Origin of the sequence: Bacteroides fluxus YIT 12057 (assembly GCF_000195635.1) — a bacterium.
GTDB lineage: Bacteria > Bacteroidota > Bacteroidia > Bacteroidales > Bacteroidaceae > Bacteroides > Bacteroides fluxus.
Genome location: NZ_GL882621.1, coordinates 128,916 through 154,021 on the forward strand (window position 1 = coordinate 128,916; position 25,106 = coordinate 154,021).

The 25,106-nt window shown below is 48.2% G+C and carries 16 protein-coding genes; 9 read left to right on the forward strand and 7 right to left on the reverse strand.

Translation table 11 applies throughout. The features are described 5' to 3' along the window. Positions 1-4 precede the first annotated feature (4 nt). Positions 5-949 carry a 1,4-dihydroxy-2-naphthoate octaprenyltransferase gene (gene menA / locus HMPREF9446_RS05545; RefSeq protein WP_009124465.1) on the reverse strand — a complete coding sequence of 315 codons (945 nt, stop codon included), beginning with the start codon at positions 947-949 and terminating at the stop codon, positions 5-7. 70 nt (positions 950-1,019) lie between these two features. Here menA and HMPREF9446_RS05550 point away from each other — a divergent pair, with 70 nt between their 5' ends. Beyond that, on the forward strand, positions 1,020-2,087 hold the full coding sequence (locus HMPREF9446_RS05550) for a metallophosphoesterase (protein WP_039968662.1): 1,068 nt from the start codon (positions 1,020-1,022) through the stop codon (positions 2,085-2,087). Positions 2,088-2,130: 43 nt separating this feature from the next. Here HMPREF9446_RS05550 and HMPREF9446_RS05555 read toward each other — a convergent pair whose 3' ends face one another. Next, entirely contained in the window at positions 2,131-5,109 is a 2,979-nt protein-coding gene (locus tag HMPREF9446_RS05555; protein ID WP_039968629.1) for a PEP/pyruvate-binding domain-containing protein, read from the reverse strand. Between the two features lie 149 nt (positions 5,110-5,258). On the opposite strand from HMPREF9446_RS05555, the gene HMPREF9446_RS05560 reads away from it, so the two are divergent. The 5 genes from HMPREF9446_RS05560 to HMPREF9446_RS05580 all read left to right on the forward strand — a co-directional run bounded on the left by HMPREF9446_RS05560 (position 5,259) and on the right by HMPREF9446_RS05580 (position 14,122). Continuing rightward, entirely contained in the window at positions 5,259-9,215 is a 3,957-nt protein-coding gene (locus HMPREF9446_RS05560; RefSeq protein ID WP_009124469.1) for a hybrid sensor histidine kinase/response regulator transcription factor, read from the forward strand. A gap of 127 nt (positions 9,216-9,342) precedes the next feature. After that, positions 9,343-10,284 carry an ROK family protein gene (locus tag HMPREF9446_RS05565; protein WP_009124470.1) on the forward strand — a complete coding sequence of 314 codons (942 nt, stop codon included), beginning with the start codon at positions 9,343-9,345 and terminating at the stop codon, positions 10,282-10,284. Positions 10,285-10,309: 25 nt separating this feature from the next. Next, the gene (locus HMPREF9446_RS05570; protein WP_009124471.1) at positions 10,310-11,059 is read left to right on the forward strand and encodes a 6-phosphogluconolactonase; all 750 of its coding nucleotides are present in this window, start codon (positions 10,310-10,312) and stop codon (positions 11,057-11,059) included. Positions 11,060-11,113: 54 nt separating this feature from the next. Then, positions 11,114-12,382 (forward strand): MFS transporter, encoded by a 1,269-nt coding sequence (locus tag HMPREF9446_RS05575; RefSeq protein WP_009124472.1) that lies wholly within the window; start codon positions 11,114-11,116, stop codon positions 12,380-12,382. 18 nt (positions 12,383-12,400) lie between these two features. Then, positions 12,401-14,122, forward strand: a complete 1,722-nt coding sequence (locus HMPREF9446_RS05580; RefSeq protein ID WP_009124473.1) for a glycosyl hydrolase family 18 protein — start codon at positions 12,401-12,403, stop codon at positions 14,120-14,122. A 140-nt stretch (positions 14,123-14,262) separates the two neighbouring features. Here the strand turns inward: HMPREF9446_RS05580 and HMPREF9446_RS05585 are convergent, their stop codons facing one another. Both HMPREF9446_RS05585 and gdhA read right to left on the reverse strand, forming a co-directional pair. Continuing rightward, the gene (locus HMPREF9446_RS05585; RefSeq protein WP_009124474.1) at positions 14,263-15,426 is read right to left on the reverse strand and encodes a M24 family metallopeptidase; all 1,164 of its coding nucleotides are present in this window, start codon (positions 15,424-15,426) and stop codon (positions 14,263-14,265) included. A 209-nt stretch (positions 15,427-15,635) separates the two neighbouring features. Continuing rightward, positions 15,636-16,973, reverse strand: a complete 1,338-nt coding sequence (gene gdhA / locus HMPREF9446_RS05590) for an NADP-specific glutamate dehydrogenase (protein WP_009124475.1) — start codon at positions 16,971-16,973, stop codon at positions 15,636-15,638. Positions 16,974-17,270: 297 nt separating this feature from the next. On the opposite strand from gdhA, the gene HMPREF9446_RS05595 reads away from it, so the two are divergent. Both HMPREF9446_RS05595 and HMPREF9446_RS05600 read left to right on the forward strand, forming a co-directional pair. After that, positions 17,271-19,733, forward strand: a complete 2,463-nt coding sequence (locus HMPREF9446_RS05595) for a glycoside hydrolase family 9 protein (RefSeq protein ID WP_039968664.1) — start codon at positions 17,271-17,273, stop codon at positions 19,731-19,733. A gap of 36 nt (positions 19,734-19,769) precedes the next feature. Next, entirely contained in the window at positions 19,770-20,582 is an 813-nt protein-coding gene (locus tag HMPREF9446_RS05600; RefSeq protein ID WP_009124477.1) for a ThuA domain-containing protein, read from the forward strand. 186 nt (positions 20,583-20,768) lie between these two features. Here HMPREF9446_RS05600 and HMPREF9446_RS05605 read toward each other — a convergent pair whose 3' ends face one another. Together HMPREF9446_RS05605 and ruvA are read right to left on the reverse strand one after the other, a co-directional pair. Next, positions 20,769-21,764, reverse strand: coding sequence for a DUF3843 family protein (locus HMPREF9446_RS05605; protein ID WP_009124479.1), 996 nt, complete (start codon positions 21,762-21,764; stop codon positions 20,769-20,771). Between the two features lie 104 nt (positions 21,765-21,868). Next, positions 21,869-22,471 carry a Holliday junction branch migration protein RuvA gene (gene ruvA / locus HMPREF9446_RS05610; RefSeq protein ID WP_009124480.1) on the reverse strand — a complete coding sequence of 201 codons (603 nt, stop codon included), beginning with the start codon at positions 22,469-22,471 and terminating at the stop codon, positions 21,869-21,871. A 193-nt stretch (positions 22,472-22,664) separates the two neighbouring features. Between ruvA and HMPREF9446_RS05615 the strand changes: the two genes are divergently transcribed. Then, positions 22,665-23,564: a diaminopimelate dehydrogenase gene (locus HMPREF9446_RS05615; RefSeq protein WP_009124481.1), complete on the forward strand. Its 900-nt coding sequence runs from the start codon at positions 22,665-22,667 to the stop codon at positions 23,562-23,564. A 138-nt stretch (positions 23,565-23,702) separates the two neighbouring features. Here HMPREF9446_RS05615 and rseP read toward each other — a convergent pair whose 3' ends face one another. Next, on the reverse strand, positions 23,703-25,037 hold the full coding sequence (gene rseP / locus HMPREF9446_RS05620) for an RIP metalloprotease RseP (RefSeq protein WP_009124482.1): 1,335 nt from the start codon (positions 25,035-25,037) through the stop codon (positions 23,703-23,705). Positions 25,038-25,106: the final 69 nt, after the last annotated feature.

Below are 25,106 nucleotides of genomic sequence, written 5' to 3' on the forward strand. Positions count from 1 at the left end.
CGTCTTACGTAGCCAGGATAACTGCACTCAACAACAATCCCATAAGCAGCATGTTGCGCGAGGTCTCGCCCAATATGCTGTTTAATTTTTTACCGCTTCGTATTTCACACATCCGCTTCCAGGTACGCACATGTGCCAGTAGGTAAATGAATGGCAGGAGTACGGCGGTAACGTCAAAAGACAATACGCCGGTTTCTCCCTGCATGTCCCCGCCGTTACGGACGGCAAACCATAGGGTGAGGAGGGTGGCTGCCATTCCTAGCCCAAGATACAGGTATCTTCCGAGAGGTTCACCGAACCGCACAATGAGCGTGCGTTTTCCACTGAGGGCATCTTGTTCGCGATCCCGGTAATTGTTCACTATCAATAAGGTGTCTGTCACCAGTCCGCTGATGAGGGAAGCAACCATGACATCCGCCGTAATGGTATAGGCCTGCACATAGTAAGTGCCGCCTACAGGGACAAAACCGAAGAACATCAATACCAGCAGGTCACCCCAGCCTTGATACGAGAGGACAGTGGTATAGAGAAACGCAAATACGACGCAAAACATTCCCAATAAGACCAGTTCCCAGCCGTGGTATGGCAGTTGTCCCCGGCATGCATACAGCAGTCCGCAGCCGGTGAGGCAAGACAGGAAGACCGTGAGCCCGATGCCCCGTTTCATGGCTTCCGGCGTAATCCATCCTTGGGCGCAGGCGCGTTCCGGGCCGAGGCGGTCTTCGCGGTCAGTGCCTTTCAGGTAATCGTACAGGTCATTGATGAAATTGGCGGCTATCTGCATGCCGCAGGCGAAAAGCAGGCACAGCAAGGCAGCCATGCCTTTGAACTGTCCGTCGGCAAGTGCAAGGGAAGTTCCTGTCAGTACGGGGATGACGGCGCCGGTCAATGTTTTGGGACGGGCGGCGAGGAGCCATGCGTGGAGTGAATTTTGCTTAATCTCTTTCATGTCTGTTTTAATAAGTATCAACGTCTGTCGGCAAAGATACGGAAAATGCCTATCTTTGCAGTCGCTTATGATGAAGAAGTTATTTTATATACCTGTTCTTTTGTTGCTGCTCTTGTCGTCATGTAAGTCGAAAAGAAATCTTGTCTCGTCTCTGCCGCAACAAGTGATGAAGGGTGACAGTACCCGTTTAAGTGATACGATCGGTTTGTCTTCCGCCCTTTCGCCCATGCTTACTTTCGACCAGTCCGATTTGCGTAATGTCCGTCGCCGGCCAGTGAAGCGTCCCGCCGGGAAGCCGAAAAAGGAGGAACCGTCGAAACCCCACAGGCAAATCGTGCAGCGCGGTACGCGAATCACGGTTAAGACCGTTCATGTACCTTCCTCTTATGAGGGAGTCAGCCGCATCAAGGTGTATGATTTCACTCACCGTGATGTACCGGCCGCTTTTGAAGGATTCCGCATCGCTTTTGTTTCTGACCTGCATTATAAGAGCCTGTTGAAGGAGAAAGGGTTGAATGACCTTGTGCGTCTGCTCATAGACCAGAAAGCCGATGTCCTGTTGATTGGCGGTGATTTTCATGAAGGCTGCCAATATGTGCCGCCGGTCATGGCCGCGCTTGCCAAGGTGAAGACACCGATGGGCACCTATGCTGTATTGGGCAACAATGATTATGAGGCCTGCTATGATGATATTGTGAGAGAGATGGACCATTATGGGATGCATCTGCTGGAACACAAGGTAGATACGCTGAACCGGGAGGGTGCCCGGATACTGGTAGCAGGCGTGCGCAATCCTTTTGATCTGGCACAGAACGGTAAATCTCCTACGCTCGGGCTTTCTCCCGATGATTTTGTTATCCTGCTGACGCACACCCCTGATTATGCGGAAGATGTTCCGGTTACCAACAGCGACTTGGTGCTTGCGGGACATACGCACGGCGGGCAGGTTACCCTGTTCGGCCTTTATGCTCCGATTGTTCCCTCACACTATGGACAGCGTTTCCTTACGGGGCTGAAGTACAATTCCAAACATATACCGATGATTATCACCAATGGTATCGGTACTTCACAAAAGGCGGTGCGCATGTTCGCACCGGCAGAGGTAATCATGATTGTGCTGCATCAGTTGAAGGACTGACGGTTCGCTTTGGGTGTTGTGCCATCTTCTGTCTTGCATTAAGTCAATTTTGCTGTTCTTCGGGCATCAGTACTACTCCCTGTTTCTTCTTGCCGTCCATCTTTACCACCATGGGTTGCTCAAAATGTACATGCCGCAGATATTTGGTTTCATGTACGGCAGGTTGCGTGTTGAGATATTCCTGGTTATACACTCCGTCGTTCATAAACGCGTTGATTGTAAAGTAGCCCACTCCGAAAGAGGTCAGGTTCTGGAAGAAATGTGTCCCTTGGCTGGGATCTACCCGGTAGTTCGTCAGTCCGGCTTCCACTATGACGCGGGCAGCGCTGATATGAGGCCACTTTACGGGGATTCCAAGCCAAGTGTCGCTGCTTCCCCAACGTCCCGGCCCTACCAGGATATAGTTCTTGCCCTCGTTCAGGAACTGCTGGTTCAGCTTTTCTATTTCCCAGGCAATCTCCTGGTTATGGGAGGCGCTGTAATCGTCGGTTTTCACATAGATAATGTCATTGATTTCATTCATGACGCCGTGTCCCAAAGAGTTGTTGGAACGGAGGAGTACCTTTTCATCGGAAATGGAAGTGAGGTCCTCGTCCAGCATTTCCTTGCTATCGACTATCGGGCGGATTTGCAGCAGATAGAAAGTGCCGGTCTTGTCCTTTTCACGGCTCATGGTAGCGGCGAATTCTATTTCGACGGGACGGCGCATCTCCTGTTGCCCGTATTTCAAGGCCAGCTGCAGGATACGCGGCAACGGGAAGACATCGTGCTGCAGGATATTGGCAAATGTAATTACTTTGCGTCCGCCGGGATAGAGCCCGTCACGTATGATCTGGTCATACGGGTCGTATGTGGAGGCGATGTAGCTCAAGGAACCGTCTTTTTCTGCTTCCTTGACGTGGAGTTTCAGCAGGTTGAAGCCGTCGTCAATGGAGAAGTCTTGTCCGGCATTACGCAGGTCGAGGGCGTAGAAGCGGGTTTGGGTTTCCTTCAAGGCAATCTCCATCTCACTGGTTTGCAGCACTTGGTTGGGGTGGTATGGCGAAAAGCGCAAAGTCATGCCGCCATCTACGATGTACTTGCCCAGGCCGAGAGCCAGGTTGACAATGCCCTCTTCCGCTTTCTCGTCACCGATGGGATAGTAGTTGAGGGAACGTGCCACGCCGGACATGGAAGGATAGTAACGGTCGCCGTACTGGTTTCCTACCACTTCTTGCAGGATGACTGCCATCTTTTCCTGGTCGATCACGTTGCTGGTTGCCTGCATATATGCTTTGGAATCACGGAAATAGACAGAGGCATATACACCTTTGATGGCATCGCTGAGCATGCGCAGCATCTCGTATTTGTCATCCAGGTAAGGAATCATGTAGGTGTTGTAAATCCCGGCGAACGGCTGGTAGTGCGAGTCTTCCAGCAGCGAGGAGGAACGGATGGCGATAGGGGACTTCACTACGTCGAAGAAAGTGAAAAAGTCTTCTACCAAGCGGTCCGGGAGTTTGGCTTTCAGAAAGTACCGCAGGATCAAATCGTCGTCTGCATCGGACAATGCTATTTGGTACAGATTGTTGGTATCCATGAATTCATCAAACACATCCGTGCAGAGTACAACGGTCTTGGGAATGGCGACCCGGGCATTTTCGAATTCCTCGAATTCGGGGTGGTGCTTCACCATATTGTCTATGAACGCCAGACCGCGCCCTTTGCCTCCCAGCGAACCTTCACCGATGCGGGCAAAGTTGGAGTAACGGTCAAAACGGTCACGCTTGAAGATGGCTACCACACCCTGGTTCTTCATCTTGCGGTATTTTACGATGGCTTCGAAAATGATTTTGCGGTGTGCATCCACATCCTGCAGGCTGCTCCAGGTGATGGGTTTCAAGAATTCGGCAACCGGAAACATGGCACGGGAGTATAGCCATCGGCTGACGTGGTTACGGCTGATGTGGTAGAGGAAGGATTCTGCCGGTACGGCGAAAAGGATGTTCTGCAATTCCTTCAGATTCTTTACGCGGGCTATTTCTTCCAGTGTATCCGGATTGCGGAAGATGAAATCACCGAAACCGAAGTTGTCCGATACGATGCGGCGGAGATCTACGTCCATCTTCTTGGAGTTCTTGTCGATGAAGGCGGCATCGAATTTGGCGGCATACGCCACGTTGTCCGATTCGGAGGACTGTATGATAAGGGGTACGAACGGGTCTTCCTTACGGATGGCTGCACATAGTTTTATACCTGCAAGCCCATCCTTTTCGCCGCGTTCCACACGGGGAAAGCGGACATCGGTAATCACTCCCAATATGTTGTTCTTGTATTTTTCGTAAATCTGGATGGCCTCCTCGTAAGTACGCGCAAGAACAATCTTGGGACGTCCCCGCATGCGCAATGTGCGTTGGTGTGCGTTCAGGGCTTCCGTAGAGAATTCCTGACTTTGCTTCAGCACGAACTTGTAAAGGTTGGGCAGGATGGAGGAGTAGAAGCGGATGCCGTCTTCTACCAGCAATATGAGCTGTACGCCCACTTCCTTGACGTCGTGTTCCAGATTCATCTTGTCCTCTATCAGCTTGATGATGGAAAGCAGCAGGTCCGTATTCCCCAACCAGCAGAACACATATTCAAAGGGAGTGAGGTCCTCGTTGGCGATACGCTTGGTAATGCCGTGGCTGAAGGGGGTCAGTATTACCATGGGGATATGCTCGTACTGGCTCTTGATATACCGCGCTATGTCGAATCCTTCATTGTCTCCCGTACCGGGCATGCAGATGATGAGGTCGAAAGAAATGGAAGAAAGTTGCTTCAAGGCTTCGTCGCAGGTGGAGACTTGCGTGAAGCGCGGCGGATAACGAAGGGAAAGGGAGGTGTATTCATTGAATATCTTTTCATCGATTCGCCCGTCATCTTCCAGCATGAAGGCATCGTAAGGATTGGCTATCAGAAGGACATTGAAAATGCGTCTCGTCATGAGATTGGCGAATTGCGTATCCTTGAAATAGAGCTGGTTTAATTTAAACTTACTGAGCATAGTTTCTCGCGGTTTGTTGATTCGGAAGACAAAAGTAATAGAAATCAAACCTATTCGGATAGTTTTTCAACCACTTTTTTTATATTTGTCCTTAATATTGCATCCGTAAAATGCCATCCGGCATTGTAATTTGTAAAAAGAATACTTGTATGGCAAAATATGGCTTTCCTTTCTTTAGACCGGGGAAAAACAAAGGGAATATACGGCGGAAGTACGGCGCAGGCAGAGTAGCGGCACTGTTGCTGTGTCTTCTTGTCCTTGCTCCGGCAGGCCGGGCGGGCTCATTCCGTTCATTGGGTATGAAGGAAGGGTTGAGCAGCCGTCAGGTGTTCCAGATAAACAAGGACTCGGCGGGCTTTATATGGGCTTATACCCACATGGGGATAGACCGTTATGACGGGAACGAGATAAAGCATTACAGGCTGGATGATACAGTAGAGTCCAAGGACCATATATTATCTTCTACTGTTATGACCTGCGACCGTTCCGGCAGTCTGTGGGTTGCTTTAAAGAACGGGAAAATATATGCCTATGACAGGCAGGCGGATACTTTTTCGTTGCGTATCAACTTGTCGGAGCATCTCTCCGGGCCGGTTTTATACAATATATTGTTTGACGGGGACAACCATCTCTGGCTGTGTATGTCAGACGGTATCTATTCGTGGGACGGTACGGGACTGGCACTTGCAGGCCTGGAAGGTCAATGTGTGAATTGCGTTGCCGGGGCAGGCGGCGGGTCCTTCTTTGCGGGGACAAGTACGGGCGTTTATCAATTGACGAAAGTAGCCGGCAAACATTCCTTTATTGAGAAACGGGTGGCTTTCCCGGAGGAAATGCGCATCGAATCATTGTATGTTTTCGGCAGCAAACTGTTTGTCGGCACATTTTCCGACGGAGTTTTTGTATTTGATAGATTTACAGGCATGGTGCATCCCTTGGGTGAGTTTGTTCCACACGTCCCTATCCGTACTTTCGCAGAGACTGAAGGTAATGGGTTGCTGATAGGGGCAGACGGTGCGGGAATGTTCCGGATAGATGCTGTAACGGAAAAACTGCTGAATCATTATATGGCGGATGAGGATGATGACAGAAGCTTGAACGGGAATACCGTATCGGATATTTGCGTGGATGAACACGGAGGTATATGGGTCAGCACCTCCACTAACGGCATTTGCTATCTGGATCCTGGCATGCCGGATATCCGCCGGATTAGGCATGAACGGAACAATGCGAATTCTCTGAAGTCGAATCATGTCAATGTGGTGTTCCAAGACTCGGAAGGAGATTGCTGGTATGGTACAAACAATGGCGTAAGCCTCTATCAGCCGGAATTACGTAAATGGACGCATTACCTGGACGGCACGGGACACAGTGCCAAGGTTGTGTTGTCCCTTGCCGAAGATGCAAACGGGAATATCTGGGCAGGTGGTTATGGAATAGGCGTTTACTGTATCCGGAAGAGAACGAGACAGATACAGAAGCTGGAGAAAAGGCGTGCGTTTTCAGACAAAGGCATTGCAACGGACTATGTCTATGCAATCCATGCAGAGGGGGATAATCTCTGGTTCGGAGGAATTGAAGGGGATTTTACCCGTTACAATACGCGTACGGACAGCTATACTTACTATCCGGTAAGTTGTATAGGAGACATTGAACCGGGCCAAAACGGTTCCTTGCTGTTGGCGGGGTGCGATGGACTGGCCGTATTTGACAAGGCTACGGGAAAGGTACAGTGGCATCGGCGTTTCGGAGACTTTACGCTGCATTATCCTGTTCGCTGCCTTTTGCAGTCTTCCTCCGGGGACATATGGATGGCTACAGACGGTGAAGGCCTTGTACGTTTCAATCCGGATAAGAAGACATCACGCGTCTATACTGCCGGAGACGGGCTTGGGTCCAATTCGGTCAACAGCCTCTTGGAAGACGACGACGGACGAATCTGGTTCAATACGGAGAAGGAACTTTATTGCTTGGATCTGGCGAAAGACGCCATTGTCAATGCCAATGATTTTCTGGACATCACCTGGGGATATTATAATCCCAACGCTGCCTTCAGACTGGCTGACGGGCAGCTTGTATTCGGTACGGCGGAAGGAGCAATCGCCTTTTCTCCTTCATTGGACATGGAACAGCATGGCCCGGTAAAGTTGATATTTACAGATTTTAAATTGCTGTATGAGTCTGTGAAGGCCGGGAGGGAGGGTTCTCTTCTGAAGGCGAACATTGATGATACCCGGAAGGTCGGTTTAAGTTATAATCAGAATTCATTCTCAATCTCTTTTTCCGCAATCAACTTCACCGCTCCGCATCGCATCCGGTATGAATATATGTTGGCCCGTTACAATGAACAGTGGGAGCATTCCAACTCAGTGGGGAGCGTGAATTATACGAACCTGTCTCCCGGTGTGTACACCTTCCGTCTGAAAGCGTTTGATAAATATACCGGGCAACAGTTGGGAGAACGCCGGCTGGAGATTGTGATTCACAGGCCTTATTGGATTTCGTGGTGGGCGCTGCTGGTTTACTTCATTATCTTGGCCGTCTTTGTCTATCTGTTCATTCAGAACAGAAAGCACAAGGCCAATGAGGACCGGGTAAAGGAAAAGATACGTTCCTTTATCAGTATAGCCCATGACATACGTACCCCGGTAACTTTGATAAAGGCTCCTTTGAGTGAGCTTGAGGAGCAACGGGAACTTCCGGAAGAGAGCCGGAAAACCGTTGCGGTAGCCGCCAGGAATGTGGAGAAGTTGCTGGGCATGATTACCCGGTTGCTGGATTTGCAGAAGACGGAGTTACATGCCGGGGAATGTCTGAAGGTTGCGCAATATGATATCAAGGCTTATTTGGAGGAAAAGATGGCGGAGTTTCATTTGGCCTCTATGCAGAAAGGCATCGAGTTGCAATTGGAGGTGGATTCCGGCATGCCGGAGGTATGGATTGACAGGGAGAAGATGGATCATATTGTCGATAACCTGTTGTCCAATGCCTTGAAATATATAGAGAAGGGTACCATTCATGTCCGGGTGAGGGCAACTCGGAAGAAATGGTCTATTGATGTAAGGGATACGGGTATCGGCATTCCGAAAGAGGAGCAACGTAATATTTTCCATGAGTTCTATCGGGCGCAGAATGCCATGAACTTTGAAGAAACAGGATCGGGTATCGGTCTGATGATAACCCGGCGCATTGTGAAGCAGCACCATGGCAAGATTTCTTTCAGCAGTGTGGAAGGAAAGGGAACCACGTTTACCGTAACTTTTCCGCAGAAGATAAAGGCAAGTGTGGTCGTTGAACCTAAAAAGGACACTCCGGAGATTTCCGCAACCGCCGGTACGCCACCGGAAGAAACGGGAGATACGGGAAGGAATGTTCTTCTTTTGGCGGAAGATGATCCGGATATGCGGGAATATCTGACGAACAGCCTGTCTTCGGAATATAAAGTGGTTGGTGTGCCCGATGGCGGGAAAGCTTTGGAGATGGCAAGGGAAATCAATCCGGATATCATCATTTCGGATGTTGTCATGCCGGTTCTGGAGGGGGATGAGCTATGCCGGATACTGAAGTCGTCCGTCGATACGAGCCATATACCTGTTATATTGCTGACGGCGCTCAGTGAAAGGGAAAATATCATCTTCGGACTGGAGGCCGGTGCCAACGATTATATCATCAAGCCTTTCGACCTGTCCGTACTGAAAGTGCGGATCAGGAATATCCTTCAGAACAGGCAACGTTTGCGGGATACGGTATTATCCATGAATGCCCGGCCGGAAGAGACGGATTATACCAGCCAGCTGGACAAGGAGTTTCTTGACAAAGTAATGGGAGTAATCCGGGAAGAACTTTCCAACTCGGAATTTTCTATCAATGATTTCTGCCGGATGCTGGGCATGAGCCGCACCTCTGTTTATAATAAAATAAAGACATTGACCGGGCAAGGTCCCAATGACTTTATCCGGATTGTACGTCTGAACCAGGCAAAGGAACTGTTGGCTTCCCGAAAATACTCCATTGGAGAAGTGGCTACCATGGTCGGATTTTCGGACCCGAAATACTTCAGTACTTGCTTCAAGAAGCAGTTTGGCGCCAGTCCCAGTAAAATTTGAAGCTATTACGACAGCTTTTCAACCTTTGCGGGCAAGTATCGAACCTTTTTTGTTAGATAATAAACCCCGTTTCCACTGATAGTGCGTACTATTGTGAACAGTAAACAATATAAAAACACATATAAGAATGGAAACTTATTTAGGTCTTGATTTGGGTGGCACCAAACTGCTGATTGGTGAGGTGGACATCCATGGTAATATTCTAAGGTATAAGAAATACGATTCCGGTTATTTTAACCAGCAGGCGGCTCTGGAAATAATCAAAGCGTCTCTGGATGATTACATCCGGACGGTGGGCTGGTATGACCAGAAACCGTTGGCTATGGGAGTCGGCCTGATTGGCAGGGTGGATCCGGAGAAGGGGATATGGTTGCAGATAGATCCGGGACGGACGCAGCCTATCGCATTGGCTAAGGAGCTGTCGGACATTTATGGCATGCCCTGCCACATAGACAATGATGTGAAAAGTGCCACCAGAGCCGAGCGTGTTTGGGGATTCGGACAAATCTCAAAGAATTTCATTTATATTAATGTAGGGACAGGCATTGCCGTGGGTACGGTGGTGAATGGCAGGCAAATCCGTGGAAGCCATTTCAATGCCGGTGAAGTGGGGCATCTGCGTGTAGGTGTCAATGTCGGAATAAAATGTGGATGCGGCAGGATGGACTGTGTGGAGGCTATCGCTGCCGGTATCGGGTTTGATAACTGTGCCCGTCTGCTGCGCAACCGATATGAAACGAATCTGCATATCCCGGCAGAAAAAGGAGAACGGGTGATTGTCAGCGAGGTGTTTGCGCTCAGCCAGAAGGGAGATCCCCTTTGTACGGTTTTGGTGGAGAATGCGGCAGAGGCGTTGGCCAATCTCATCATGAACATGGTACGTGTGATTGATCCGGATACGGTCGTGTTGGGCGGCGGTATCGTGGCCGATGGATACATGCACGAAAAAATCCTGGAGAAGCTCCATCCTGTCACCATGCGTTTTGTCAGCAATGGCGTTGTCATTACGAAGTTAAACCCCGGCTTCATCGGCCTGTTGGGGGCGGGTGCGGTAGCAATGAATATGTAGTTGGGCATTCATAATCAATAAAACCATGATAACTGTTACAAAAAACGAGAAAGAGTTTGACTGCACGGCTGCCTGGAGGGTGATCGGGCAGATACTGAATAAGCCGGAGAGTGTGATCGGGCTTTCAACAGGACGTACTACCGGCAATCTTCACCGGTTGATTGGAGAGATTTATTCCCAATATCCTTTTAAGGTTGATTCCGCTACTTTCCTGGGATTGGATGAAGTGACAAATGTTCCCCGCGAATATGCAGGAGCGTGCTACACGATGTTGAAAACGGAACTGATGGATGCTCTGGGTGTCCGGGAAGAAAATTTTCTGATGCTCCCTACCGTTTCGGACGATTTCGAGAAGGCATGTAAGGACTTCCAGCAGGAGATAGCAAGACGGGGAGGGATCGATTTGTTGATCTTGGGGCTGGGAGAGAACGGGCATTTGGGGTTCAACCAACCGGGAAATCCTTTTGATACAGAAACATGGGTTACCGATATGCATGCCGAACTGGAGGTGCGTATCCGGAAGGAAACCAATACGCCTCCTGAAAAGAAATTGGGCGGCATCACTTTAGGCATCAAGAATATCATGCAGACCCGTAGGATTGTCTTGGTTGCTAAAGGAGCCAATAAGACGGATATTGTCAAAGAGATGCTTGAAGGTCCTGTCACGACAGATGTCCCGGCATCCATCCTGCAACTTCATCCCAATTGTGAATTTCTGCTGGACGGTGAAGCGGCTGCCAAACTTTCATGCTTGACTACTGGCCCGCATAAATAGGCAGGATAGTATAACTGATAATAAACAGCCACTTATGACTTAGAGATTAATATTATGAAACAACAAGAAAAACAAATCAATTATACAGGCCCTTTCGTCACAATGGTGTTCCTGTTTTTCATTGTGGGCTTCCTCACTACTGCCAATACGCAGTTTCAAGGGCCTTTGAAGGAAACTTTCCTTTCGGAAGTGGGCGGGCTGAAGAATACCTTCGCCACTCTGATAACCTTTTCCTGGTTTCTTGCCTATCCGGTTTGTGGTGGGGTAGGTTCATCCTGGATCAGCAAATACGGCTATAAAGGTACGCTGATGCGTGGATTGCTGGTGATGATCGTTGGGCTGGGCCTGTTCTTTGCGTCTTCATATTTCACCGTGCACTTTCCCGCGGCCAATTGGCATGTAGGAAATAATGTTATCCCCGGAGGATTCTTGATTTTCCTGTTGGGCTCTTTTGTCGTCGGAGCCTCGGCTACCATTCTGCAGGTGGTCATCAATCCTTACCTTACGGCTTGCCACGTGAAAGGTACACAATCCATTCAGCGTTTGGCTATCGGTGGTTCTGCCAATTCTGTGGGAACTACCTTGGCGCCCTACTTTGTGACGGGTATCGTATTTGGTGGTCTGGCAATGGAGGATATCCGGATAGACCAACTGATGATTCCATTCTTTTTATTAATGGTAGTGATTTCTCTGATCGTGTTGTTGCTGATGAAGTTGTCTTTGCCCGACATTCAGGGTACCAGAGTGGAAAAAGGAGAGAAGCTTGAAAAGAGCGTCTGGTCATTCAGCCATCTGACTTTGGGGGTAGTGGCTATCTTCTTTTATGTAGGAGTGGAAGTCTGTATCGGCGCTAATATAAACCTGTATGCCATTGAACAGAATTATGCTTCTCCGGCACTGATGGCTACGCTCTATTGGGGTGGCATGCTTGTCGGGCGATTGATAGGCAGCGGATTGAGCCAGATTTCTCCGCGTGTGCAGCTGACGGTCACTACGGTGTCGGCCGGGGTACTTGCTTTGCTGGCCATTCTTCTGAATAATCCCTGGTTACTGACGGCAGTCGGGTTGTTCCATTCCATTATGTGGGGCGCTATTTTTACATTGTCCGTTGCCCATTTGGGCAAATATACTTCGGTTGCCTCCGGTGTATTTATGATAGGTGTAGTGGGCGGAGCTATCCTGCCTTTGTTGCAGGGTGTGCTTGCCGATGTTCTTGGCGGTTGGAGATGGTCCTGGTTTGTTGTACTTTTGGGCGAGGTATTTATGCTGTATTATGCATTGGTGGGCTCACGGGTCCGTCAGACTTGCGATGATTGTAATTAGTAATTAAAGATAGTACTTATGAAAAAGCTGAAAATGATGATGGCGGCTGCATTGGCTGTATTGGCTTCATGCGGCGGCACCAAGTCGGGGGAAAGCGTGCAGGATCCCCTGGATTCAAAAGTGATTGTCGCTTATGTCACTTCCTGGAGTGATGTATTGCCGGATCCCCGGTACATGACGCATATCAATTATGCCTTCGGTCATGTTAACGAAAGTTTCAACGGTGTCGGAATTGATAATGAAGAGCGTTTGAAACAGATTGTAGATTTGAAGAAACAGAAACCGGAGTTGAAAGTATTGCTTTCTATCGGCGGTTGGGGCAGCGGGCGTTTCAGTGAAATGGCTGCCAGTGATGAGTACCGTATGGCATTTGCCAAGGACTGCGACCGTGTTGTGAAAGAATATAGTTTGGATGGTATCGACATTGATTGGGAATATCCTACCAGTTCCATGGCGAATATTTCTTCTTCGGCAGATGATACGAAGAACTTTACACTGCTGATGCGTGATATCAGAACGGCCATCGGTGACAAGAAGGAACTGACGCTGGCAACGGTTGCGTCTGCCAAGTATATAGATTTCAAGGCTATTCTTCCTTTTGTGGATTTTGTGAATATCATGGCCTATGATATGGCGTCTGCACCCAAGCATCATTCGGCGCTGTATCCTTCGGAACATAGTGGTGACATCACTTCGGATGCAGCCGTTGCTGCACATCTGAAAGCCGGCGTGCCTCCTTCCAAGTTAGTGATGGGTATGCCTTTTTATGGCCGTGGAGGCAATGGTTATCCCAATTTCCAGGATTTCAATAAGGTAGGAAACACGAATAAGGATTTTACGGAAAAATGGGACAGCGTCGCGCAGGTTCCTTATCTGGTCAACGGGGATGATACACTGGTATTCGGTTTTGAGAATCCCCGCTCCCTGGCCATCAAATGCCAGTATATTCTGGACAAGGATTTGCTGGGCGGCATGTATTGGGATTATAGCGGTGATAACGAGCAAGGTGACTTGCGGCGTACGGTAGCCGAGAATCTGTTGGGCAAGAAGCATAAGACCAAGGTGCTGGTGTTGACGGAGAGGGGCGGCCAACATGGAGGATTTACCGATGCCGGTATGCGATGGTTGGCGGACGAAAGTGCACGACAGAATTTCAGCATAACAGAAATCAATAATGCGGCTCCTGTCACAGAGGCCTACCTGTCACAATTCAGTTTGGTTATCCAATTGGATTTCCCTCCTTATACCTGGCCGGAGGAAGCGGAGAAAGCTTTTATCAATTATATAGAACAAGGTAAAGGCGGCTGGATCGGTTTCCATCATGCTACTTTATTGGGTGAGTTTGACGGTTATCCCATGTGGCAGTGGTTTTCGGACTTTATGGGCGGAGTACGTTTCAAGAGCTATATCGCTCCTCTTGCCGATGGCACGTTGGTGGTAGAAGACCGGGAACACCCGGTCATGAAAGGGGTGCCTGCCTCTTTCGTGGTTCCGGATGATGAATGGTACACCTATGACAAAAGTCCCCGTCCGAATGTGCATGTACTTGCCAATGTGGATGAATCAAGCTATACACCTGCTTCGGATATCAAGATGGGCGATCATCCGGTGGTCTGGGTGAATGAAAAGGTAAAAGCCCGCAATGTTTATTTCCAGATTGGGCATAGCGGCAAACTGTACGAAACGGAAGGATTCACTACTATGTTCAGAAATGCCATAAGTTGGACATTGAACCGATAAGACTTCGGCCTGTTGGTCATTATGCATCAAATGGAGCGGATATGTGGAGAGCATATCCGCTTTTTTTGTGGGTTTAGAATTTATCACGGCAATGAAAGTCCTGTGTTCACCGATGCAAGCTTAAATGCAGTATTGCGTTATCAAAGTTCCACGATCTCTTCACTGCATAAGGTCAATTTTTCCAGACCTTCCGCCGTTACCGCCCAAGAATTTTCAATACCTACAGGCCCTACTCCGGGCAATACGATCTTGGGTTCCAACGCAAAGACCATGCCCGGTTCAAGTTCCTGCTTCATGCGCGGAGCCAATACGGGCATTTCATTTATTTCCAGTCCGATGCCATGGCCTATGAACTTGGCTTTTTGTCCTACTCCCATAAAATAATCGGCAAATCCGGCTTTGGTCACCCTGTCGATAGCCAGATTATAAAGATCTTCACAGACAGTTCCCGGCTTAGCCTGCTGCACAATGGCCTCTTGAATCTCCAGGCAAGTCTGATGTGCGGCATAAGCTTTTTCGGGCAACTTGCCGATAGAGAATACCCGGCTCATATCTCCCATGTATCCATAGAAATTCCCTCCCATATCCACCATCAGACTCTGTCCTGCCTGAAGCAAAGTACCGTTTACGCCACCGGGCAATGACGGATCAAGTCCTTCACCTCCCAATGCAAAATCGTATGGAGAAGGTACAGCCGCATTATCACCGGCCAAGAGGCTTCCCATAAAGATTTCCATGCTCTGACCGAATACACGGAAAATACCCAGACAACCCTCCAGGCGCATCAGCCTTTCTATTTCAATGGACAACTGGCGGTCTGTCATGCCCGACTGATAAACAGAAGGAATCTGCTCGTATGCCTTGGTATGCGCAGCGCCCGAACGACGTAACATCTCTATTTCAAGATTCGTCTTTATGCTTCGTGCCCTGCGAATTAAAGAGGTGCCACAAGGTATCACTTCTGTTTCGGGAAAACAGGCGGCGAGACGGCTATACTCCGTGAAAGGCAGTTCGTCTCCTTCCAGCATCAGTCTGGCCGGTGCCGGCAAGCCACATTCCTTTATCAAGTCGGGAAGTTGTTCGGGTTTACGGATAGGATGAATATGCTCACCCTCAATATTGTTGGGACGTTTTATAAACAAACGTGCCGGAGCATTCAACGGCAAATATAAATAACCGCTGACAACGCGACCATACGTATAGATTAAATTTACATTACAAGTTATAAGTGCGGCGTCAATTCCTTGTTGAGCCATGAGTATGCGTATCTTATCGCGTCTCACCTTTAATTCCGGTAGTAACATTTTGGGGATTTATGATTATAATTTATGATTTATGATTTATGCGCTTTGGCCGGTATGTACAAAAGCTGCATCCATATAAAGTGCAAAGATACGATTCTCCCCCATAAATCACGAATCATAAATCTAAAAAAAAAGTACTGCCCCATACCTTCTCAGGCGTAGAGCAGCACAAACCACAAATACAAATACAACTAAACAAAGTTTCTCTCTTAGATAATGCCCTGACCCATCATGGCATGAGCCACCTTCATGAAGCCGGCGATATTCGCACCCTTCACGTAGTTGATGTAACCGTCAGGTTCTGTCCCATATTTTACGCATTGTGCATGGATGCCGTGCATGATGGCATGAAGTTTTTCATCCACTTCGGCTGCGCTCCAGCTAAGGTGCATGGCATTCTGTGACATTTCCAGCCCACTGGTAGCTACACCACCGGCATTGACAGCCTTGCCCGGAGCATACATGATTTTTTTCTCAATAAAGAGATCAATGGCTTCGGGAGTACATCCCATATTGGAAATCTCGCCTACACACGTAACCTTATTATCGATAAGATGCTGTGCATCTTCACCATTCAATTCATTCTGGGTAGCACAAGGCAGTGCGATATCCGCCTTTACTTCCCATGGGCGTTTGCCTGCCACGAACGTAGAGCCCGGGAACTGTTCGGCATACGGAGCTACGATATCATTGCCCGATGAGCGAAGTTCCAGCATATAATCAATCTTTTCGCCGCTGATACCGTTCGGGTCATAGATGTAGCCGTCGGGACCGGAGATCGTGATGACCTTGGCACCTAATTCGGTAGCCTTGGTTGCCGCACCCCAAGCCACGTTCCCAAAACCGGAAATGGCCACGGTCTTTCCTTTGATATCAATGCCTTTTGTCTGTAACATCTGGTTAACGAAGTACAAGCCGCCAAATCCGGTTGCTTCAGGACGAATCAATGAACCGCCGAATTCCAACCCTTTACCGGTGAAAGTACCTGTAAATTCACGGGTCAGCTTCTTGTACATACCGAACATATAGCCAACTTCACGGCCGCCTACACCGATATCACCGGCCGGCACATCCATATCCGGGCCGAGGTGGCGCCACAGCTCCAGCATGAAAGCCTGGCAGAAACGCATGATTTCAGCGTCACTCTTTCCGCGGGGGGAGAAATCGGATCCGCCTTTACCACCACCCATAGGCAATGTAGTCAAGGCATTCTTGAAGGTCTGTTCAAAACCTAGGAACTTCAGAATGGAAAGGTTCACGGAAGCATGGAAACGGATACCGCCTTTGTACGGGCCGATAGCATTGTTGAACTGTACACGATAACCGAGATTGGTCTGCACTTCACCCTTGTCGTCCACCCAAGTAACACGGAAGGTAAAAATACGGTCGGGTTCAACCAGACGTTCTATAATTTTAGCTTTCTCGAACTCGGGATGTTGATTATAGATATCTTCTATGGAAAGAAGAACTTCCTTTACGGCTTGAAGATACTCAGACTCGCCGGGATGCTTTGCCTCCAAAGAGGCCATGATACGTTCGATATTCATAATATTACGTTTTAAAGGTTCTTACCTTGTTGACTTAAGATTATTCGAGCAAAGTGTCAACGAATAACACTGCAAATATAGGAAAACTTTTCAATCCTGCTATATTTTGCCGTTATTTTTTGATTAAATAATAATAAAACGTCAAACGCTTTCAAGGTTTAAAAAGCGTCTTCCAAGGTTTACATCCTGTCATTTCCCCCTATTCGGATAATTTTTAAAGCATTTATGGCAATTATCAAACCTCGTTCCGGATAATTATGGCTAACCTTGCAACAGAAACCAACGGTTAACATGAAAATGAGAAAAACACTAGTTGTCTTATTCCTTCTGTCCGTAAACTATCTATATGGACAGACCCGGCTGACGCAGGATGATGAATTAGAGAAGCAACTTCATGAAAGCGGATTAATACATCAACCCCTTCCTCTGAATACTGCCAATTCTTTTGAAGCCAATGGGTGGAAGAAAGAAGTGTTGCAAAGCATTCCGCTTGCCGCATCGGCAAGTACTGAGGGATGGACTCATTCCGGCATAGGAACCTTGTCTGTCAGTACCGTAAAAACAACTTCGGGCAAAGGAAGCATCAAATTGCAATTCCCTACCTCTACCGGGAAGAGAGCGACCGGATCCCCTTCCGATCCCGACTATGCTACCTATGGGAACAGCTGCGTTACCTATCACTTGAATGGAACCAATCTGGAGGAATACAACCGGATCATATTTTCCATATATCCCGACTGTGACGGTGCACGTGTCGTCAACATGAACCTGACCTTCGTCAACGCCGGCACTCCCCCCAAGAAAGGATACAACCGGCCTTCCGGTTCCCACCTCATCAATCTTGCCAACAAGGAATGGAACCATTGTTTCCTGGAGATTGACGAGTATCAGCGGGACAGAGTCATGGAAATAAGTTTCAGCACAGCCCTCAAAGGCAAAGACAGAACCACCGGTGATTCCGCCGCCTACTATATAGATAATATCGAACTGCAGACGGTGAAGAATCCCGCGAAAGTAAGCGGTTGGATGCCCGAAGACGGAAAAATCATCTATTCAACCACAGGATATACTTCTGGTTATCCTAAAACAGCCATTGTAAACACAGACACCTCTATATATGACAGTAATCATTTTCAGTTGCTGAGTCCGGAAAACGGGCAAATTGTTTACGAAGGCGAAATCAAGAAGGAAGTGACTACCCTTGGTCAATTCGGCCTTCTTGATTTCACCGCCTTCGATCTTCCCGGAGTGTATCAACTGAAAGCCGGCGATTCATTGACGCCTGCATTCCGTATCGGTGAAAGAATCTGGGAAGATTCCAGTTGGAAAGTGCTTAATTTCCTTTTCTGCCAGCGTTGCGGCTATCCGGTTCCCGGCAAACATGCAACCTGTCATATAGACTTGTTCTCCAAACATGACGGGCGCAGCATATCCTATGCAGGAGGATGGCACGATGCAGGCGACTTGTCGCAGCAGACGCTTCAGACGGGAGATGTAACTTTCTCTCTCCTTGAAGCCTACCAAAAGCAGAAAGACAGGAACCCGGCCCTTGCCGCCCGCCTGCGTGAGGAGGCAGAATGGGGACTTGAATTCATCCTTAAAAACCGTTACGGCGATGGTTATCGCGCCAGCAGCATGGGGTTGTTGGTCTGGCAGGACGGGGTATTCAACACTTTGGATGACATTTCTTCCGTACGTGTACAGAATATGGCGTTCGACAATTTCCTCTACGCCGGGTATGAAGCGTACGCTTCCATGACTTTAGACGATGATCCCATGTTACAGGAATATCTGCTAAAAGTGGCCGAAGAGGATTTCTCCTTTGCTATGGAGAAATATAGAAGGGAGGGCTTCGACAAGTTCATCCAGCCTTATGAACATAGTTATAATACCTCCAAGAGCCAATATATGGCTACCGTTTCATGGTCTGCCAGCCAGCTCTACAAACTGACAAAGAAGGCTTGCTATGCAGATGTAGCTACAGAATTCATCCGTTATACTTTGGATTGCCAACGTACGGAGCCTCTGGAAGGCGAGGATGGAACATGCGGATTCTTCTATAGAGACAAAAACAGACAGTCAATTGTTCACTATATACACCAGTCGCGCGAACAGGTTTACATGCAAGCCATGACCTTACTGTGCGAGACTCAACCGGAGCATCCCGATTACCCCCGATGGGTACGCTCCATACGTCTGTACGGCAACTACCTGAAAGGGCTGATGCACTACATCCGTCCTTACGGTATGTTGCCGAGCGGCGTCTATCATGCGGAGGAATATAAGGATACCGCTAACTTCTATGCCCTCCACCTCTTTCCGCCCGCCAATGCAAAGGAACTTTATACGGAGCAGGTGAAACAGGGTGTCAAACTGGATAAGGAACATTACATAAAACGCTTTCCCGTATGGTTCAACATCTTCAATGGAAATACGGCCATCCATCTGTCCGGCGGCAAGTCCGCAGCCATTTGCGGAAACTTCCTAAAAGACAAGGAACTGCTCGACATAGGTATGGAACAACTATACTGGACTGTAGGTAAAAATCCTTTCGGCCAGTCACTGATTTACGGAGAGGGGCATAACTATCCGCAGCTGAACAGTTTCTCTTCCGGAGAAATCACAGGAGAAATGCCTGTCGGCATACGTACTTTAGGCAATGCGGATATTCCTTATTGGCCTCAAACAAACAATGCCTGCTATAAAGAGGTATGGGTAACTTCCGCCGGGAAATGGCTGTCCCTTATCGCTGAATATTGAAAAACGGATTATTAACTACGTAAAACAAAATATGCTATGAGAATCATTAAATTTTCTCTCGTTCTGTTACTGGCAGCCTGTGCACTGCTGGTCCATGCGCAGGCTCCCGAGGGCTACCCGGCAAATTATGCCAAGGCTCCCCGTTTCAAGGCGCTGGTGTATTACACACAGCATGCGGAAGAAGCCCATTATCAGTTCTCCCTGCAAGCTGTGGAGTTCTTCAAAAAACTAAATTACGGAGACGGTTTCATTCTGGACTTTACCATGGATTTGTCTCAATATCCTTATGAAAAGCTGAAAGACTATAGTGTAATAGTGATGCTTGACGGCTATCCAAATACAAAAGCCGAACGCGATGCCTTTGAAAAATATATGGAAAACGGTGGTGGCTGGGTCGGTTTCCACGTAGCTGCCTACAACGACAAGAATACCAACTGGCCCTGGTTCGTTGATTTTCTGGGTGGCGGAGTCTTCTACTGCAACAACTGGCCTCCCCAACCCGTCTTGGTGGAAGTAGATAACGGGAACCATCCTGTTACCGGGAACCTGCCGGACACATTCGTTGTGCCTGCCAGCGAGTGGTACCAATGGAATCCAAGCCCCCGTCAAAACAAGGATGTAGAGGTACTTCTTTCCATTTCCCCCAAGAATTATCCATTGGGAATAAAAGATGTGGTCAACTTCGGTGACTTCCCCATTGTGTGGACAAACACCAGATACCGAATGATTTATCTGAACATGGGACACGGTGATGAGGAATTTATTGATGCAACTCAAAACCTTTTGTTCATAAATGCTTTCCGTTGGGTGGTAAGTACTGATAAAAAGGGAAATCCGTTCCTCAAATAACACAAACATTTACAGATATAATAAGGTATTCTCCCCGGGGACGCTCATTGCCCGGGAGAGAATACTTTTGCCGGCTATTTCACTCTTCTGTTCAACTGGTTATTTGCTTTTGAAGGTTTCGATTTGCCAATCCGTTTGCCGGTTGTCTTTGTTTTATTGGCCCGTTTGGGCCTTGCATTAGAATGGCTATTCCCCTTCATAATATTCGCATAAATAATAACGGGCTATAAAGTCCCAATATTGTTGTAATAATTCTTTTCCTTTAAAGAGAGGAAGCTGTACATCGGGTAAGATGCCTTTGGTCATTCCATACTTCAATAAATCGAAAGGACAGGCTCCGGGACGGCAGAACATCCTGTATCCTTCGGCTGCGGCACGTTTGGCATCATACAAAGGATTGTGGTCTTCACAGAAGTAGGCGGCCACATTGTGGGCAATGAGCATCCCCTTGGCATTGGCATAAATCACGAACTCTTTTTTGTACTTCAGGTCGGGCAGGAGGGAAGAGGGATTGTCCTCCCATTTCAAGACTTTGACGAAGAAAGTACATAGTTCCTTATAATTGGCGAAATACAACAAAGGGGCTCCCTTGCTGTATTCAAGGCAACGTTCGACGTCTTTTTTCAGTTTGGTTTCCGGAGTGATTTCCGGTAGTGGGGTAGTCGGCATCTCCAACAGGTCCGGCCCCATGACCCAAATGTCGGAAGAAGGCTCTTTACTGATCGGAGCTTCTTCGAAACACTCGTCCATTATGTCGTAGAGTATGCGGCTTAATTCCAGCAAGCCTTCGTCATAGGGGCTGAAAAGCGTATATTGGTCATCCTCCCAAATGGCAAAATGTGATTTTAATGTCCATATAACGAAAGCAATGTCTTCTGTATTGATCTCATCCGGTATATATTCGTCAGTCAACGGGTAGAAAGGCAGATACGTGCCATATTGCCTGAAGTATAAATCTGAAAAGAGTTTCCAGCCTCCATTTTGGGAAATGGCGTCCTGCAGGTATAGACTGACCGAAATGGCCGCCTCTGTTTGGGCACGCTTGTTCTCATACTTGAATACGGAAGATTGCTTGATAAAAGGAAGAACTTTTATTGCGAAATCAAGATACCATTTATCGGTTAGTAGCACTCGGGTACGTTCATTGGCACCCAGCCATTCTTTCATCGTAATTGTAGCCATATTATGTTTGCTTTTCCGACAAAGGTAATCTTTTTTTCACGTAAACGCCTGAAAAGGCTGAAAAACTTGCCGTATCATTGCCTATTGCCCGTTATAAAGAGGGATTACAGTCTTTTTAATGCCAATTTGATTACTTGTTCTACCGATGCGTCGGGATCTTCTTTCAAGATACCGAGCACTACTTTCTGTGAGGGTGCCTGCGCAAAACCGAGCATGGTGAGGGCGGCTACCGCTTCTTCCTGTATCTGGGCGTTGGCAGCGGTTAACAAGCCGCCTATGGTTCCTGTGTCTCCTGCAGCCGCGCTGCCGGTCTTGATCTTGTCTTTCAGATCCACGATTACACGCTGTGCGGTCTTCAATCCGATGCCTTTTACCGTCTTCAAGAGATTGGCGTTTTCTGTACTGATGACATTGACCAACTCTGACGGCGAGAGTGCGGATAGTATCATGCGGGCCGTATTCCCGCCGATGCCCGATACGGAAATCAGCAGCAGGAACAGTTCGCGCTCTTGCTTGTCGGCGAAACCATACAGAATATAGGCATCCTCACGGATAGCCTCATAAATATATAGTTTACATTCTTTCTTGCCCTGGATGGCAGCGTAGGTGTTCAATGAAATGTTAACGGCATATCCCAGTCCGTTGCAGTCTATAACTGCGGTTGCCGGACTTAGTTCGGCAATTCCGCCTCTGATGTATTCTATCATGGTGCAAAGATAATGCAAACCGGGAGCAGAATAAAATGAACGTGTCCATTTTTTTATGACGAGGGGCAGCTTATTTAAAAAACAAAAAAGCAGATAATCTGTGAAAAAGTGTGTATGTATTGCTAAAAATGTAGATAAATGATTATTTTTGTGCCGATAAAATAGAAAACTGATTAATAAATTAGATAAAAGAATGAAAAAAGTAAGAGCAGCCATCGTTGGCTATGGCAATATCGGGCATTATGTGCTTGAAGCCTTGCAAGCGGCTTCCGACTTTGAAGTAGCAGGTGTAGTACGCCGTGCGGGAGCTGAAAACCGTCCTGAGGAGTTGAGTGGATACCCTGTTGTAAAGGATATCCGGGAGTTGGAAAGTGTAGATGTCGCTATTCTTTGTACGCCTACGCGTAGCGTTGAAAAGTATGCCAAAGAAATATTGGCCTTGGGCATTCATACGGTGGATAGTTTTGATATCCACACCGGCATTACTGCTTTGCGCCGTACGCTGGATGTTGAGGCGAAAGCCCATAATGCGGTTTCCATAATTTCTGCCGGTTGGGATCCGGGAAGCGATTCTGTTGTACGTACTTTGCTGGAAGCCATCGCTCCGAAGGGTATTACCTATACTAACTTTGGTCCGGGCATGAGCATGGGACATACGGTGGCCGTAAAAGCGGTGGACGGCGTGAAGGCTGCCCTTTCCATGACTATCCCTACAGGTACCGGAATTCATCGCCGTATGGTTTATATTGAACTGAAAGAGGGCTATGATTTCGATAAGGTGGCCGCTGCCATCCAATCGGATCCCTATTTCGTGAATGATGAAACACATGTGAAGCTTGTTCCGAGTGTGGATGCGTTATTGGATATGGGACATGGTGTGAACCTTACCCGTAAAGGGGTGTCAGGCAAGACGCAGAACCAGCTTTTTGAATTCAATATGCGTATCAATAATCCGGCTCTTACGGCTCAGGTGCTGGTCTGTGTGGCCCGTGCCGCCATGCGTCAGCAACCGGGTTGCTATACAATGGTTGAAATTCCGGTCATCGATTTGCTGCCGGGTGAGCGTGAGGAATGGATCGGACATCTGGTATAATGAATGTACCGACAAAAAACGCATGATTCGTTGAGGCCAAACGGATCATCTGTTTGGTCTCAACGGATCATGCGTTTATATAAAACAGACCATCTGTTTCGTTGGAAGCAGATGGTCTGTTTTTTTTAGAAGAATCCTTTAGAAGAAGAATCTTAATATATCGTTGAAGTTCGCCCATATCAGCAAGCCGAACAGAAGGAACATGCCTACCATTTGCGCACGTTCCATGAATTGGTCGCTTGGTTTGCGGCGGGCTACGATTTCATAGATGAGGAACAGCACATGTCCTCCGTCCAATGCAGGAATGGGCAGGATATTCATGAAGGCGAGGATGATGGAAAGGAATGCCGTCATATACCAGAACTGATGCCAGTCCCACGTTGCCGGGAAAATGCTGCCGATGGTACCGAAACCGCCGAGTTGCTTGGCTCCCTCCTTGGAGAAAAGGTACTTCATCTGGCCTACATATCCTTTCAAGGTATTGATTCCCAATGCTGCACCGGCAGGGAAAGAAGAAAGGAAACTGTATTCCTTGCGTACGACGGGCAGCAGTTTGTCCGTAGCAGTGCGGGGAGCGATGCCTATTTCGAAATTGGCATCGGTGGTCAATGTCAGCGTGTCGGATACTCCGTTGCGGACATAAGCCAATGTGATGTCATGGTCGGCGCTGTCTGCTTTCTGGCGGTTCAGCATCTCTTCCTTGAAGTCGAAGTAAGCGATTTTCTTTCCATCCAGTGCGGTAATGCTGTCACCTGCCTGCAGGCCTGCCAAGGCGGCCGGGCGTCCGGGAACAATGCTGTCGATAACGAACGGGAAACGGAAATCGGCGAAGCGTACGCTGTCTGCGAGCAGACGGTCCATCATGTTCTCCGGGATATAGACTGAAGCTTCCTGTCCGTTGCGCAGTACGGTGACTTGACGGGCATCTACTATGGCTGTGAGCAGGTCACCTCCCATGCGTTCCAGGGGGACACCGTCGGCGGATATCAGGATATCTCCGTCGCGGAAACCGGCATTCTTGGCGGTCTGGTTGAAATCCATACCCAACGGTGCCTGTTGTACGGGTATATATTCGTCTCCCCAGGTAAAGAGTATCATGGAATAGATGAACAGTGCCAGCAGGAAGTTGAACAAGACACCGCCTACCATAATCAGCAGACGCTGCCACGCGGGTTTGGCGCGGAATTCCCACGGTTGCATGGGCTGTTTCATTTGCTCGGTATCCATAGACTCGTCTATCATGCCGGCTATCTTAACGTAGCCACCCAACGGCAGCCAGCCGATGCCATATTCGGTTTCACTGTTTTTGGGTTTGAATTTAAAGAGGGTGAACCACGGGTCAAAGAATAAACAGAATTTTTCGACACGGGTTTTGAACAGACGGGCGAAAAGGAAGTGCCCCCCTTCATGAATGATAACGAGCAACGAAAGGCTCATGATGAGTTGCAGGGCACGGATCAAGAATGTTTCCATTAAAAATTAAATTAAAGCCTCACCCCCGACTCCTTTCCGAAGGAGAGGAGAGAAAGTTGCTTCCTTATA